Source organism: Pseudomonas guariconensis (assembly GCF_015680235.1).
Taxonomy (GTDB): Bacteria; Pseudomonadota; Gammaproteobacteria; order Pseudomonadales; family Pseudomonadaceae; genus Aquipseudomonas; species Aquipseudomonas guariconensis_A.
Genome location: NZ_JADLJL010000001.1, coordinates 357,378 through 372,534, shown reverse-complemented (window position 1 = coordinate 372,534; position 15,157 = coordinate 357,378). Strand labels below are relative to the sequence as shown.

The following is a 15,157-nucleotide window of genomic DNA, read 5'->3' as shown; positions in this document are numbered from 1 at the left end:
TCGAAAGGTGGTGCGAATGAAGGGGTTGGTAGCGGCGATGTCGTTGGTGGCGCTGGGCGGCTGTGTCAGTGTTTCGGAGCTTGAACAATCCCGGGAGACCCTGGACGTGATGTCCGGCAAGACGCCTCGCCAGTATGCCGACTGCGTCAAGAGCAAGTTGGCCGAAACCCGCGACCCTCTGGTCGAAGAGCCCCTGGGCGACGATGGCCTGCGCCTGATCGTGCCGCAGAAACTGTCCGCAGGTGCCGGTCCTGCGGCGCTGGTGGACATCGACAAACGTGGCAGTGGCAGCAGCATCAAGCTGCACGAGCGCCTGAACAACTTCCCCCTGCGCCTGGGTGACGTGCGCACCGCGGCGACCCAGTGCATCTCAGGATCTTGATCCAGCTCAGTTAATGAGCGATTAGCAGGCAAATTGCCATTTTCTTGTCCGGTGGGCGTTGTTCCCCACCGGGGATAGGCCTACTCTTTTTTGGCTTATACCGAATAAGCCTAAGCTTATAACAAGGAAAATGGAGCGTTCCGTGATGAAACCGTTGAGTCGCGTCGCGATCGGCAGCCTGCTGATCCTGGCCTGGCCCACGGCGCATGCCGTCGATGGCCAGAAGATCTTCACCCAGGGCGGGCAGAACCCCGCCGCCATGGCTTGCCTGGGCTGCCATGGCCCGGACGGCAAAGGCATCGCCGCCGCCGGCTTCCCCCGCCTGGCTGGCCTGTCGGCCGGCTACCTGAGCAAGCAATTGAGCGATTTTCGCAAGGGCAGCCGCAAGCAGGCCGTCATGGAACCGCTCGCCAAGGCCCTGGACGAGGAAGAAATCAAGGCCGTCAGCGCCTACCTCGCCAGCCTGCCTGCCGACCCTGCACCCAACCTGCGCCGCCAGCAGATCGCCAAGGACCCGGTGTCGCGCCTGGCCCTTTATGGCGACTGGAGCCGCCAGATACCAGGCTGCGTGCAGTGTCACGGTCCGGGCGGTGGTGGCGTCGGTGAGCACTTCCCGCCATTGGCCGGGCAGCCGGCCAGTTACCTGGTGGCGCAGCTCAATGCCTGGCGCGACGGCAGCCGCAGCAACGATCCCAACCAGTTGATGGTCGGCGTGGCCAAGGCCATGACCGATGACGAGGTCAAGGCCGTCGCCGCGTTCTTCGCCCAGCCCGTCAGCCAGGAGGCCCAGCCATGAAGCCGATATACCCAGCCCTGGTATTACTGGCCCTGAGCAATGCCCAGGCGACGCCGATCGCCATGGAAGACCAGTCCCAGCTCAAGGTGCCCGGCAGCCAGGGCGCGCCGAAGTTCAACCCGCCGGCCGAAAGCGACTTGCCCGACAATGCCTTCGGCGAAATGGTGCGCCAGGGGCATGCCCTGTTCGTCGACACCCGACGCTTGATGCCCGAAGCGGTGGGCAACGGCATGAACTGCAGCAACTGCCACCTGGACCAAGGGCGCCTGGCCTATTCCGCACCGCTGTGGGGCGCCTACCCGATGTATCCGGCCTATCGCAAGAAGAACGACAAGGTCAACACCTTCGCCGAGCGTATCCAGGGGTGCTTCCAGTTCAGCATGAATGGCACGCCGCCGGCGGCCGACAGCCCGCAGATGACGGCGCTCAGTGTCTACGCCTACTGGCTGTCGACCCAGGCACCCACGGGGGTCGAGACGCCAGGGCGTGGCTATCCGGAAGTGGCGCAGCCGGCCGCTGGCTATGATTTCAAGCGCGGCGAGCAGGTCTATCGCGAGCAGTGCGCGCTGTGCCACGGTGACCAGGGCGAAGGCCAGAAGGTGGCCGGCGAGTACGTGATGCCGCCGTTGTGGGGCAAGGACTCCTACAACTGGGGCGCCGGTATGCACCGAATCAATACTGCGGCCTCGTTCATCAAGCACAACATGCCCCTGGGGCGCGCCGGCAGCCTGAGCGACCAGCAGGCCTGGGACGTGGCCGCGTGGATCAACCGCCACGAACGCCCCCAGGATCCGCGCCTGGTGGACGGCTCGATCGAGAAGACCCGAGTGAAGTATCACGCCAATGACGGTGTCAACCTGTACGGGCAGAAGGTCGATGGCGTGCTGGTCGGGCAGGGCACCGGCAGTTGACGTGTCACACCCTTGACCCCGACCTGTCACGGCCCTGCAACGGCGCCTGGGGTGCAATGGCCGCAATCTTCGAAAGGGAGCGCGGCCATGGAACTCTGTGTGATCGGGGCGGGGTATGTGGGGTTGGTCACGGCGGCCTGTTTTGCCGAAATGGGCAACCGCGTGGTGTGCCTGGAGCGCGACCAGGCGCGCCTGGCGCAATTGCGTCAGGGGCAATGCCCGATCTACGAACCCGGGTTGCAGGCGCTGCTGCAGACCGGCTTGGGTACCGGCCAGTTGAGGTTCAGCAACCAATGGGGCCAGGCCCTGGCAGGTGCCGAGGTGGTGTTCATCGCCGTCGGCACGCCGAGCCAGGAGGATGGCTCGGCCGACCTGCAACATGTGCTGGGTGTGGCCGACAGCCTTGGTCGCCACTTGAGCAGGGCGTGCCTGGTGGTGAACAAGTCCACCGTGCCGGTGGGCACAGCCGAGCGCGTCGCCCGGCATATCGCCAATGGGCTGCGCGAGCGGGGTGCGCGCTTTGCCGTGGAGGTGGCGAGCAACCCTGAGTTTCTCAAGGAAGGCAGCGCCGTGGATGACTTCATGCGCCCCGACCGGGTCATCATCGGCAGCGACAGTGAACCGGCCAGCCAGTGCCTGCAGCGCCTCTATGCGCCGTTCGTGCGCAACCGCGAGCGGGTGCTGCTGATGTCCACGCGCGCCGCCGAGTTCAGCAAGTACGCGGCCAACGCCTTCCTCGCCACGCGCATTTCCTTCGTCAATGAACTGGCCGGGCTCTGCGCGCGCCTGGGCGTGGATATCGAGCAGGTGCGCCGGGGTATCGGCAGCGACCGGCGTATCGGCAGCCATTTCATCTACGCCGGCTTCGGCTATGGCGGCTCCTGCTTCCCCAAGGATGTGCGTGCGTTGATCCACTGCGCCGAGCAGCAGGGCTACCAGCCGGCCATTCTCCAGGCCGTGCAGGCGCGCAACGAAACGCAGAAGACCTTGCTGTTCGAAGCCCTGCGCCAGCACTTCGGCGGCTTCCTGCGTGGGCGTAACGTGGCGATCTGGGGGATGGCCTTCAAACCGGGGACCGACGACCTGCGCGAAGCCCCCAGCCTGGTGCTGCTCGACGCCCTGTTGGCTGCGGGGGTACGGGTGCGGGCGTGCGACCCGGCCGCCCTGGGCGGGGTCGCCGCACGTTATCCGCAGGCGTTGGCCAGCGCCCAATTGCGCCTGACCCAGGACCCCTATGCCTGTGTCGAGGGGGCCGACGCACTGGTGCTGGTGACCGAATGGAAGCAGTTCCGTCAACCGGATTTCCTGCGCGTGCGCGGCCTTATGCGCATGCCGGTGCTGTTCGATGGTCGCAATATTTATGACCCGTCGGAACTATCGGCACTGGGTTATCTCTATCATGGCATCGGTCGGCCAGGGGCAGGGCATTGTAAGGTGAGTGCCGCCTGATTAGACTGCGCCGAACTCCACAGGCCCAGCCTTTGTTTAAGGATGTATATGATCAAGAAATGCTTGTTCCCGGCAGCCGGCTACGGCACTCGCTTCCTGCCTGCTACCAAAGCCATGCCCAAGGAAATGCTGCCGGTGGTCAACAAGCCACTGATCCAGTATGGCGTCGAAGAGGCCCTGGATGCCGGCCTGAGCGAAATCTCCATCGTTACCGGCCGCGGCAAGCGCGCCCTGGAAGACCACTTCGACATCAGCTACGAGCTGGAAACCCAGATCAAGGGCACCGACAAGGAAAAGTACCTGGTCGGTATTCGCCGCCTGCTGGATGAGTGCTCCTTCTCCTACACCCGCCAGACCGAGATGAAAGGCCTGGGCCACGCCATTCTGACCGGCCGTCCGCTGATCGGCGACGAGCCGTTCGCCGTGGTGCTGGCGGATGACCTGTGCGTCAACCCCGAGGGCGACGGCATCCTGACCCAGATGGTCAAGCTGTACAACCAGTTCCGCTGCTCGATCGTCGCCATCCAGGAAGTCGACCCGCAGGAAACCAACAAGTACGGTGTGATCGCCGGTGACATGATCCGCGATGACATTTACCGGGTGACCAACATGGTCGAGAAGCCCAAGCCCGAAGATGCCCCGTCGAACCTGGCGATCATCGGCCGCTACATCCTGACCCCGGATATCTTCGACATCATCCAGAACACCGAGCCAGGCAAGGGTGGTGAAATCCAGATCACCGACGCGCTGATGAAGCAGGCCCAAGACGGCTGCGTGCTGGCCTACAAGTTCAAGGGCAAGCGTTTCGACTGCGGTGGCGCCGAAGGCTACATCGAGGCGACCAACTTCTGCTTCGAGAACTACTACAAGACCGGCAAGGCGTACTGATTCGCCTCCGGTTCGAAATCACGCGTGACATTCATTGGGGCCGCTACGCGCCCCATCGCGGCATAAGCCCGTTCCTAAAAGGGGCTTGTCCGGCGATGGGGCGCGTAGCGGCCCTGATCGTTTATTCCTTGGGTAGCTTTTTTGTTCCCGGCGCGCAACGGCGGTATGCTGGGCGCAGCCTAGGAGACTGAATACATGGCCTACGATTTTGATCTGTTCGTGATTGGCGCCGGTTCCGGCGGTGTGCGTGCGGCGCGCTTCGCCGCAGGGTTCGGCGCCAAGGTGGCGGTGGCCGAGAGCCGCTACCTGGGAGGCACCTGTGTCAACGTCGGTTGCGTGCCCAAGAAGCTGCTGGTGTACGGTGCCCATGTGGCCGATGAGCTCGAGCAGGCGGCAGGTTTCGGCTGGACCCTCGAGGAAGGGCACTTCGACTGGGCCACCCTGATCGCCAACAAGAACCGCGAGATCGAGCGCCTCAACGGTATCTACCGCAACCTGCTGGTCAACAGCGGTGTGACCCTGCTGCAGGGCCATGCACGCATCACTGGCGCCCAAGAGGTGGAAGTCGAAGGCCAGCGCTACAGCGCCCGGCATATTCTCATTGCCACCGGCGGCTGGCCGCAGGTGCCTGACATCCCGGGCAAGGAACTGGCCATCACCTCCAACGAAGCGTTCTACCTCAAGGCATTGCCGCGACGTGTACTGGTGGTTGGCGGCGGCTACATCGCCGTGGAGTTCGCGGGGATCTTCCAGGGGCTGGGTGCCGACACCACGCTGCTCTACCGAGGTGACCTGTTCCTGCGCGGCTTCGACGGCTCGGTGCGTTCCCACCTCAAGGAAGAACTGGAAAAGCGCGGCCTGGACCTGCAGTTCAACAGCGACATCCAACGCATCGACCAGCAGGACGACGGCAGCCTCAAGGCCACCCTCAAGGACGGCCGCGAGCTGGTCGCCGATTGCGTGTTCTACGCCACCGGGCGCCGTCCGATGCTGGACAACCTGGGGCTGGAAAATACCGGGGTCGAGCTCGATGCCCGCGGCTTCATCCGTGTCGATGAGCAGTACCAGACCACCGAGCCCTCGATCATCGCCATCGGCGACGTGATCGGCCGCGTCCAGCTCACACCGGTGGCCCTGGCCGAAGGCATGGCCGTGGCGCGGCGTCTGTTCAAGCCCGAGCAGTACCGCCCGGTCGACTACCAGAACATCCCCACCGCGGTGTTCAGCCAGCCGCCGATCGGCACCGTGGGCCTGACCGAGGAGCAGGCGCTGGAGGCCGGGCACAACGTGCAGATCTTCGAGAGCCGCTTCCGCGCGATGAAACTCACCTTGACCGACATCCAGGAAAAGACCCTGATGAAGCTGGTGGTCGATGCCGACACTGACAAGGTCCTGGGCTGCCACATGGTCGGGCCGGATGCCGGCGAGATCATCCAGGGCCTGGGTATCGCCCTCAAGGCCGGCGCGACCAAACAGCAGTTCGACGAGACCATCGGCGTGCACCCGACCGCTGCCGAAGAGTTCGTCACCATGCGCACGGCCACGCGCTAATCCGTCTTTTCGCATCGCCGGCAAGCCGGCTCTCATAGAACAACGCATAACTATTTGATTTTGCAGGACTTGTGGGAGCGGGCTTGTCCCGCGATTGGGCCGGGCCCGATATCACCGTCGCCTGGCAAGGGCTTCGCCCTTGATCGCGGGGCAAGCCCGCTCCCACAGAGGTACATTGCTCTCTGCGCGACAGCGCAGCTGTGGGAGCCGGCTTGCCGGCGAATGATCCAAGCCCCCGCAATCCTTTGCTCAGCCCAATCCCTTCTATTAATTAACCGCGGTTATAGCCAAAACCAATCACAAGCATGAGGTTTGCCAATGAGCGTTTATCGATCTCGTTGGTTAGGATTCTCTCCGTCAACTGATTTCAACCCCATGAAGGAGTGTCTCTCATGCCAATCATCAACAGCCAGGTCAAACCGTTCAACGCTACCGCCTACCACAAGGGCGAGTTCGTCCAGGTCAGCGAAGCCGACCTGAAAGGCAAGTGGTCCGTCGTGTTCTTCTACCCAGCCGACTTCACCTTCGTCTGCCCGACCGAACTGGGTGACCTGGCCGACAACTACGCCGAGTTCCAGAAGCTGGGCGTGGAAATCTATGGTGTGTCCACCGACACCCACTTCACCCATAAGGCCTGGCACGACACCTCGGACACCATCGGCAAGATTCAGTACCCGCTGATCGGTGACCCGACCCACGTCATCGCCCGCAACTTCGACGTACTGATCGAAGAAGCCGGCCTGGCTGATCGCGGCACCTTCGTGATCAACCCCGAAGGCCAGATCAAGATCGTCGAAATCAACGACGGTGGTGTAGGCCGCGATGCCAGCGAGCTGCTGCGTAAGGTCAAGGCTGCCCAGTACGTTGCCGCCCACCCGGGTGAAGTCTGCCCGGCCAAGTGGAAAGAAGGCGAGGCGACCCTGGCGCCATCCCTGGACCTGGTCGGCAAGATCTAAGTCGATGCGTCAATCGCGGGCGGTAGACAGCCGCCAAAGCTGAAATACCTACCGCCCCGTCAAACGCCCGGGCGACCTCGCCTGGGCGTTTTTGTATCCGAGTTTTGAAAAAGGAATCGCCCGTATGTTGGACGCCACGCTTAAATCGCAACTGAAAACCTACCTGGAGCGGGTCACCCAGCCGATCGAGATCGTTGCTTCCCTCGACGACGGCGCGAAGTCCCGCGAATTGCACGACCTGCTGGTGGAGATCGCCGGCCTGTCGAACCTCATTACCCTGCGCGAGGACGGCAGCGATGCCCGTCGCCCTTCGTTCTCGCTCAACCGCCCGGGTGCCGACATCAGCCTGCGCTTCGCCGGCATCCCTATGGGCCATGAATTCACCTCCCTGGTGCTGGCGCTGCTGCAAGTCGGCGGCCACCCGTCCAAGGCCAGTGCCGAAGTGATCGAACAGATCCAGGCGCTGGAAGGCGAGTTCACCTTCGAAACCTATTTCTCGCTGTCGTGCCAGAACTGCCCGGACGTGGTCCAGGCGCTGAACCTGATGGCAGTGCTCAACCCCAACGTGCGCCACGTAGCCATCGACGGTGCGCTGTTCCAGGATGAAGTCGAGGCGCGCAAGGTCATGGCGGTGCCGAGCATCTACCTGAACGGCGAAGTCTTCGGCCAGGGCCGCATGGGCCTGGAGGAGATCCTCGGCAAGATCGACACCAACGCCGGCAGCCGCCAGGCCGAGAAGATCAACGCCAAGGACGCCTTCGACGTGCTGGTGGTCGGTGGTGGCCCGGCGGGCGCTTCGGCAGCCATCTATGCGGCGCGCAAAGGCATCCGTACCGGTGTGGCAGCCGAGCGTTTCGGCGGCCAGGTGCTCGACACCCTGGCGATCGAGAACTTCATCTCGGTGCAGGAAACCGAAGGCCCGAAATTGGCCACGGCGCTGGAAGAGCACGTCAAGCAGTACGACGTGGACATCATGAACCTGCAGCGCGGTGAAGCGCTGGTCCCGGCCACTGACGGCGGCCTGCACGAAGTGCGCCTGGCCAGTGGTGCGTCGCTCAAGGCCAAGACCGTGATCCTGGCCACCGGCGCCCGCTGGCGCGAGATGAACGTACCCGGTGAGCAGCAATACCGCGCCCGTGGCGTGGCCTATTGCCCGCACTGTGACGGCCCGCTGTTCAAGGGCAAGCGCGTGGCGGTGATCGGCGGTGGCAACTCCGGCGTGGAAGCGGCTATCGACCTGGCGGGCATCGTCGCCCAGGTGACCCTGATCGAATTCGACAGCCAGCTGCGTGCCGACGCCGTGCTGCAACGCAAGCTGCACAGCCTGCCGAACGTCAAGGTCATCACCCGTGCCCTGACCACCGAAGTGCTGGGCGATGGCGAGAAGGTCACCGGCCTGCGCTACAAGGACCGCAGCAATGACCAGATGCATGATGTGGCGTTGGAAGGCATCTTCGTGCAGATCGGCCTGCTGCCGAACACCGACTGGCTCAAGGGAACCGTCGAGCTGTCGCCGCGTGGCGAGATCATCGTCGATGCCAAGGGCCAGACCAACATCCCGGGTGTGTTCGCTGCCGGCGATGTGACCACGGTGCCGTACAAGCAGATCGTCATCGCCGTGGGCGAGGGCGCCAAGGCTTCCCTGGCCGCCTTCGATCACCTGATCCGCACCTCGGCGCCAGCCTGAGGAACCTGGGGCCGCTTTGCGGCCCTTTCGCGAGACAAGCCCGTTCCTACAGGATGCGGGCTTGTCTCGCGATGGCTTCAAGGCGTATCTGTCTATAGTGATAAACAGACCCGCTGACGGACCATGCCCATGACCCTCATCAGCCGCGAACCCTGGTGGCTAGTGCCGCCCAAGCCCGGGCAGAAGGAGCAGGACCTGCACTGGGGCTACCTGGAAATCTATTCCGACGGCCGTACCGTCTTCGTCGACCAGCGCCCCAGCGACCGGGAGTTGGCCGAGCGCAAGAGCTGCCGCAACTTCCCCGACGCCGAACAGCCCTGACTCAACCCTCGAGTTCGGCCAGGCGTGCCTCCAGCGCGGCGACCCGCGCCTCCAGGGCGTCGATTCGCTCCTGCGACACATTGCTGGCACCACTGCGCTCGCCGCCGCCTTGCTGGCGCGCGGCCAGGATTGCCTCGATGTCCGCCGGGTCGCCCAGGGCATGGGTGTAGCGGTCTTCACGCTGGCCGGCCTGGCGCGGCAGGTGCAGGGCCAGGCCACGGGCGATCAGGCGCTCGAGCTGGTGCTGGACCTGCTCCACATCGTCGAAGTCGTGCAGGCGATTGCTACGGGTCAGCAGTTCACCCAGTGTCTGTGGCCCGCGCAGGAACATCAGCCCCATCAGCACCAGCTGCGCCGGCACCAGCTCCAGGGCCTTGTCCACCCGCTGCTCCCAGCGGTCGGCGCGGCTGCCCATCTGCAGGCGGGTCATGTCCTGGCCTTCCAGCGTACGCAAGGCCTGGCCGACCTGCCCGGGAGAAAGGTTCATGACCGGTTCCCGGCTGGTTTTCTGGTTGCAGGCCAGAACCAGGGCGTTGAGCGTCAGTGGGTAGGTTTCCGGGTTGGTGGCCTGTTTTTCGATCAGCGAGCCGAGTACACGGATTTCGATGCTATTGAAGCGGCCTGCGCTTGCGGTTTCGTGTTCTGACATGGCCCTGTCTCATGGCGAGGAAAGGCCCCTAGCCTAGGTAAAGCGGGTGCGTTAGGCAATCAGGTTGATATCGCCGACGGCAGGTAGCGGCGCAACTTCGCGATGAGCGAAGGGTACGCCGCAGTGACAGAGGGTCAGTCGTTCGCCTTCCATGCACCGGCAACTGCCGCGGCGCGGAACCTGGCGCGGTTTTCAGGGGTGTCGGCGGGCTCCGATTCACCGAAAATCGCTTTCATCCAGTGCCCGTCGGTGGGGTTGGGGAAGACGATGAACCGCTCGCCGAACTGGGCACGGTCCTCGTCCAGCAAGGCGGCGCGCTGCTCGACGTTGTCGACGTAGTAGCGGCGTTTGAAGTCGTTGAGGTTGTCGCCGAGCATCAGCAGTACGTCATAGTGCTGGGCCACGGCTTTTTGTGCAGGCTCCTTGTTGGAACTTTCGCGCAGGATGGTCACATGTTCCTTGTCGGCGAAGGGCACCTTCAGTGCGCGCAGGTTGGCCAGGGCGTATTCGTCGGTCTTGTCACCCTGGTCGCGGCTGGAGACATAGAAGATTTCCACGCCCTTGGACTTGGCATATTCGAGGAACTCCAGCGCGCCCGGTGTCAACGTCGGGCCGTTGCCGGCCACCCAGCGGTCCCACAGCGCGTCGTCGAAGAAGTCCTTGTCCTCTTTCATGAGCGCGCCCCAGTAGGTATTGCTGCTCAGGAGGGTGTCATCCAGGTCGCTGATGATCGCGGGTGGCTTGGCCCCAGGCTTGCGTTCGGCCAGGGCTTGGTCCAGGCGCAGCTTGGCCAGATTGAAGCCTTGGTAGTACAGCGCGCGGTATTCTGCGGCGGTCTGTCGCCACGCGACGGCGGCAGTCAGCAGGTTCGGCTTGACCGGTGCGGTATCGGCCAGCGCCAGGTGCAGGGGCGCGACGAGCATGAGTGCGGTGGCGGCGATTATGGTTCTTGGGGATGGCATTGTGCGAGGTTCCTTGTCATCGCCCACTTCAAGCGGCGGGCGTGGGAACCTCGTACCACAGGGCATGCGCGCCACTCAATCGAGGTGACGCAATTGTGTAGCAACCTGGCGCCTTGGCCTCATGAAAACGGCCCGCACCCTCGCCGGCAAGCCCTGCAGGGGATCTGCGCTGCAGGCCTGGTGGGGCCGGCTTGCCGGCGATGGGGCACAAAGGCGATCAGAAGCGGTAGGCCACACTCGCTTCCAGGGTACGTGGCGCACCTGGGGTGATCAGGCCCACCGAACCATGGGCGGAGGCGTAGTAGTCGCGGTCGAAGGCGTTCTTCAGGCGCAGCGCCATGTCCCAGTGCTGTTCGCTGTACAGCAGCGCAGCGTCGAAGGTGGTGTAGCCAGGCATCACCACCTGGTTGTCCAGGGCGGTGTAGCGCTCGTCCACGTAATTGGCTCCGGCGGCCACACGCCACTGCGGGGTGAGGGTGCGCACCAGCCACACGTTCGCGCTGTTGCGCGGGGTCAGCGTCGGGGTCTGGCCTTCGTTGGAAACGCCGTTGGTCTTGGCGTTGGACTTGACGATCTCGGCGTCCAGGAAGGCGTAGCCGGCGTAGATCTGCCACTTGTCCGAGAGCTGGCCGCTGATGGTCGCTTCGAAACCGTCGGTGCGCTGTTCGCCGGCGAGGATGGTCAGGCCAGGGGTCACCGGGTCCGGGGTACGCATGTTGGTGCGCTCCAGGCGGAAGATCGCCGCGGTCACCGACAGCTTGCTGTCGAGCAGGTCCCACTTGGCGCCCAACTCGTAGTTGGTGGTCTTTTCCGGTTCCAGGTCGGCGTTGCCGGCGTTGATCGCGAACATTTCGCCCGAAGGCTGGTAGCTGCGGCTGACGGAAACGTAGTACGACTGGATCTGGTCCGGCTGGTACACCAGGCCGACCCGTGGGCTCCAGGTCTTGTCGGTGCGGTCCAGGTCGACGTCCGTTGCGCGGATGTCGTCGTACTCCTGGCCGAAGATGTCGTAGCGCACGCCGAGCAGCGCCTTCCACTGGTCGTTCAACTCGATCAGGTCCTGCACATAGAAGCCAGCGGTCTGCTGGTAGTTGGTGCCTTTGGACGACAGGTTGGCCGCATGTTCCGGCACCGGTACCAAGGCATCGCGATAGACCGGAACCTGGGCCACGTTGTTCTGGTTGAACACCCGCTGGTACTTGTCCTGGTAGCCCACCTCCACGCCGTAGAGCAGATTGTGCCGCATGCCGGCCAGTTGCGCCTGCTGCTTGAGTTCGGTCTGGTTGAACACACCGTACTCGTCGCGGGCCACGTTGCCGCGGTTGAGCTTGACCAGCAGTTCGCCGTTCGGCGCGGTGACGAAGCGGGTAGGGCTGCTGTCGGCCAGGGTATTGTTACGGTCCAGGTCGTAGTGGTAGTAGCGGCTGGTGTTAGTCAGCGTGAAATCGTCGTTGATGCGGTAGTCCAGGCTGGCGGTGAACGAGAATACCTCGCTGCGGGCGTAGTCCTGGTCCGCATCGCCGGAGCCGAAGCGCTTGTCGCGGTCGACGTCCACGGGGCGGTTGCCCAGGGCCGGAATGCCGAAGTCGATCAGGCGCTTGTCGTACAGGTAAGTGGCGCCCAGGTTCAGCTCCAGGTCGTCGGAAAGGCGGAAGTAGGCCGACGGGGCGATAGCCTTGCGGTCGATGTAGCCATCGTCGCGGAAGGTGTCGCTGTCTTCGAAGGCGCCGGTCAGGCGGTAGGCCTGGTTGCCTTGCGGGTCGGCCCAACCGGTGTCGAACTGGGTGCGGCGCTTGCCCTCGGTGTCCAGGGTCATGCCCACTTCGTGCTTGGGGTCGAAGCCTGGTTTCTTGCTGACGCTGTTGATCAGGCCGCCGGACGAGCCACGGCCATAGAGCACGGCAGCGGGGCCCTTGATGACCTCGACGCGCTCGATGTTGGACAAGTCGCGAAAATACAAGGCGTCGTCGCGCACGCCATCGATGTACATGTCGCCAATGGCGTTGAAGCCGCGGATGGTGACCTGGTCGCGCTGGCCGTCGCCGTTGGACAGGCCGACCCCGGGCACATTCTTGAGTACGTCTTCCATGGACTGGGCGCCCTGGTCCTTGATCACGCTTTCAGGAACGACGTTGACCGTCTGAGGAATGTCGCGCAGAGGCGCGTCGATCTTCAGAGCACTCTTGCTTTCGGTAGCCTTGTAGCTCTGCTGCTCGTAGGCACCGGTCACCGAAGTCGCCGGCAGGGCCAGCGTGTCCTGGGTTTCAGCGTGAACAGCAGGCACTGCCAGCAGGCCCAGCATCGACAGGGATGCCGGGGCGACGTACTTTTTTGCCATTGAGAATCACTCGCGTTGTTTTTATTGGGTGCGAATAGTATCGATTCACAAATGTAAATCAAGTGTAAAGATGAGTATTCGAACGAATGCCTGTGCAATGGCGGGAACAAGCAAAACGATGTCTTGAACAGCTACGTCCGGGGCGGGCGGGCACGCTGATGACCTAGTCCGAATGGAGGGTGCGAGGCGGTATTCGATGGACGTAGTGTCGGGTCCACAGTCACCCGTCAAGGAAGGTGAACGCAGTGGACCTGGAACAACGCATCAACCGGCTGGAAGCCCTGGAGGCGATCCGCCAGCTCAAGCATCGCTACCTGAACGCCTGCGACCTCAAGGACGTGGCGGCCATCCGCGATTGCTTCGCCTCGGGTGAAGTGCTGATCGACTATGGGCCTCTTGGCACTTTCCACGACCGGGAACCGTTCCTGGCGTTGTTCCGCGAGCTGGCGTGCGTGCCCCGGGTGATCGATCTGCACCACGCCGCCAACCCGGAAATCGACTACCAGAATGCCGACAACGCCCAGGCCCGCTGGGCCTTGCACTACCAGAACCGAGATGGCGAAACCGGGGCGACCCGCCAGTTGGGCGGGTTCTACCAGGACCGCTACCAGCGGTTCGAAGGGCAATGGCGGATCGTCGAAACGGTGTTTCGTGGCCACTTCGAAGTGGCTCGCCCAGGGATCGGCTGATCACTCCCTGGCTTTGAGGCCACCTTGGCCGCGGCCCATCTGATTCGAGGCTTCCGGCAGCGAGGTCACCTTGATCGCCCGTGCTGGCACGGCAAACTTCGCGCCGATACTGGCGAACTGCTCCAGCAACTGGAAATTGATCGCCTGCTGGATGTCCATGTACAGGTTGTACCCCGGGTCGAGCACGATGTAGACGCATTCGAATTCCAGCGACTCCTTGCCGAAACCGCGCAGGTGAGCACGGTCGAAGCGCACCTTGTCCTGGTTCTGGATCACTTGCGCAACGATGCCCGGCGCCTTCTTCACCGCTTCGGTAGGGGTGTCGTAGGAGAGACCGAATTCGAAGACGATGCGCCGCTCTTGCAGGCGCTTGTAGTTCTGGATGGTGCTGCTGATCATGCCGGCGTTGGCCATGACGATCTGCTCGCCGCCGAGGCTGCGAATGCGTGTGGTCTTCAGGCCAATGTGCTCCACTGTCCCGGCCAGCGGGCCGATGACGATGAAGTCGCCCACCTCGAACGGCTTGTCCACGGCGATGGAGAGTGAGGCGAACAGGTCGCCGAGAATGTTCTGTACCGCCAGCGCTACGGCGATGCCGCCCACGCCCAGGCTGGCGACGAAAGCGGTGATGTTCACCCCGAGGTTGGAGAGCATGGCCAACAGCACCATCGACCAGAGCAGTACCCTGGCGCCCCAGGCAGACAGCGTGGCCAGGGCGCTGCCTTGATAGAGGCCTGCGCTGCTGTGCCGGGCGAAGTAGCGGGACAGGCCAAGGGCGATGGCGCGGTTGGCCCACAGGCCGATCTGCAGCGCGGCCACCACGAACCATAGGCTGCTGACCCGGCCCAGCCAGCGGTCCGGCAGGTCCAGCACGCTCAGGCCGATGAGCAGCGCGGCGAGGAACAACAGGAAATTGCTGGTGCCTTCGAGCACCTTGGCCAGCACCTGGGCAAAGTGGCCGTCATGGGCCGACCAACCCTGCACCCTGCGCTTGACGAAGCTGATGGCCCAGCGGGCGACCAGGAAGGTGACGAGGCTGACTGCTAGGGCCAGCAACCAATTAAGGACAGAGATGCCGAAGATGGTCGTGTTCGTCAGCGGGTCCAACAAGCGTTCGTTCATCGTCGATTACCCCTCCAAGGCTATGATGCGCACATGGTCGTTAGAAGGGCGTGGGCTGCGGGGGTTGGGCTGGGCTGGCGGGAAGCTCGACGAATGGTCGCGAATCGATCTAGGGTTGTGCGGGCCGACAGCCTGGCGCTGTTCGTGCCGCCTCGATCGCCGGCCAGCCGGCTCTCATAGAACAACGCATAACTATTTGATTTTGCGGGCTTTGTGGGAGCGGGCTTGTCCCGCGATTGGGCCGGGCCGGATATCACCGTCGCCTGGCAAGGGCTTCGCCCTTGATCGCGGGACAAGTCGGACCGCCGCACCGCCGCTCCCACAGGGGGGCGGCGCTAGCCGCTTGTTCTCTGCGCGACAGCGCAGCCCGAAGGGCTGGGTAATCTCCCATCGGTATCGCGCGGGTGTTGCAGACACCGCTGAACCTATGGGAGCCGGCTGGCCGGCGATGGGGTC

The 15,157-nt window shown here is 63.6% G+C and carries 14 protein-coding genes; 10 read left to right on the top strand and 4 right to left on the bottom strand.

The genetic code is table 11. The annotated features are described in order from the left end of the window. The first annotated feature begins 16 nt into the window (after positions 1-16). From IRZ56_RS01705 to IRZ56_RS01665, 9 genes are all read left to right on the top strand, one after another. Entirely contained in the window at positions 17-382 is a 366-nt protein-coding gene (locus IRZ56_RS01705) for a hypothetical protein (RefSeq protein WP_196143314.1), read from the top strand. 145 nt (positions 383-527) lie between these two features. Continuing rightward, complete coding sequence (locus IRZ56_RS01700; RefSeq protein ID WP_196143313.1) at positions 528-1,178, top strand: c-type cytochrome; 651 nt, start codon at positions 528-530, stop codon at positions 1,176-1,178. Continuing rightward, positions 1,175-2,089, top strand: coding sequence for a c-type cytochrome (locus tag IRZ56_RS01695; RefSeq protein ID WP_196143312.1), 915 nt, complete (start codon positions 1,175-1,177; stop codon positions 2,087-2,089). The genes IRZ56_RS01700 and IRZ56_RS01695 overlap by 4 nt, the downstream gene beginning before the upstream one ends. Positions 2,090-2,176: 87 nt before the next feature. Further along, positions 2,177-3,538, top strand: coding sequence for a UDP-glucose dehydrogenase family protein (locus IRZ56_RS01690; RefSeq protein WP_196143311.1), 1,362 nt, complete (start codon positions 2,177-2,179; stop codon positions 3,536-3,538). A gap of 48 nt (positions 3,539-3,586) precedes the next feature. Next, positions 3,587-4,426 (top strand): UTP--glucose-1-phosphate uridylyltransferase GalU, encoded by an 840-nt coding sequence (gene galU / locus IRZ56_RS01685; RefSeq protein ID WP_084859143.1) that lies wholly within the window; start codon positions 3,587-3,589, stop codon positions 4,424-4,426. A 195-nt stretch (positions 4,427-4,621) separates the two neighbouring features. Further along, positions 4,622-5,977: a glutathione-disulfide reductase gene (gene gorA, locus IRZ56_RS01680; RefSeq protein ID WP_196143310.1), complete on the top strand. Its 1,356-nt coding sequence runs from the start codon at positions 4,622-4,624 to the stop codon at positions 5,975-5,977. A gap of 392 nt (positions 5,978-6,369) precedes the next feature. After that, positions 6,370-6,933: an alkyl hydroperoxide reductase subunit C gene (gene ahpC, locus IRZ56_RS01675; protein WP_070091596.1), complete on the top strand. Its 564-nt coding sequence runs from the start codon at positions 6,370-6,372 to the stop codon at positions 6,931-6,933. 124 nt (positions 6,934-7,057) lie between these two features. After that, the gene (ahpF, locus tag IRZ56_RS01670; protein WP_196143309.1) at positions 7,058-8,620 is read left to right on the top strand and encodes an alkyl hydroperoxide reductase subunit F; all 1,563 of its coding nucleotides are present in this window, start codon (positions 7,058-7,060) and stop codon (positions 8,618-8,620) included. A gap of 129 nt (positions 8,621-8,749) precedes the next feature. After that, complete coding sequence (locus IRZ56_RS01665) at positions 8,750-8,941, top strand: hypothetical protein (protein ID WP_196143308.1); 192 nt, start codon at positions 8,750-8,752, stop codon at positions 8,939-8,941. Position 8,942: 1 nt separating this feature from the next. Here the strand turns inward: IRZ56_RS01665 and IRZ56_RS01660 are convergent, their stop codons facing one another. The 3 genes from IRZ56_RS01660 to IRZ56_RS01650 all read right to left on the bottom strand — a co-directional run bounded on the left by IRZ56_RS01660 (position 8,943) and on the right by IRZ56_RS01650 (position 12,890). After that, entirely contained in the window at positions 8,943-9,590 is a 648-nt protein-coding gene (locus tag IRZ56_RS01660; protein ID WP_196143307.1) for a YceH family protein, read from the bottom strand. Between the two features lie 134 nt (positions 9,591-9,724). Then, a complete protein-coding gene (locus tag IRZ56_RS01655; protein ID WP_196143306.1) occupies positions 9,725-10,552 on the bottom strand; it encodes a 5'-nucleotidase, lipoprotein e(P4) family in 828 nt (275 codons plus the stop codon). Between the two features lie 217 nt (positions 10,553-10,769). Then, positions 10,770-12,890, bottom strand: a complete 2,121-nt coding sequence (locus IRZ56_RS01650; RefSeq protein ID WP_196143305.1) for a TonB-dependent receptor — start codon at positions 12,888-12,890, stop codon at positions 10,770-10,772. Between the two features lie 245 nt (positions 12,891-13,135). On the opposite strand from IRZ56_RS01650, the gene IRZ56_RS01645 reads away from it, so the two are divergent. Beyond that, the gene (locus tag IRZ56_RS01645; protein WP_196143304.1) at positions 13,136-13,579 is read left to right on the top strand and encodes a nuclear transport factor 2 family protein; all 444 of its coding nucleotides are present in this window, start codon (positions 13,136-13,138) and stop codon (positions 13,577-13,579) included. On the opposite strand, the gene IRZ56_RS01640 is transcribed toward IRZ56_RS01645, so the two are convergent. Next, positions 13,580-14,701 (bottom strand): mechanosensitive ion channel family protein, encoded by a 1,122-nt coding sequence (locus IRZ56_RS01640; RefSeq protein ID WP_196143303.1) that lies wholly within the window; start codon positions 14,699-14,701, stop codon positions 13,580-13,582. It lies immediately after the preceding gene. Positions 14,702-15,157: the final 456 nt, after the last annotated feature.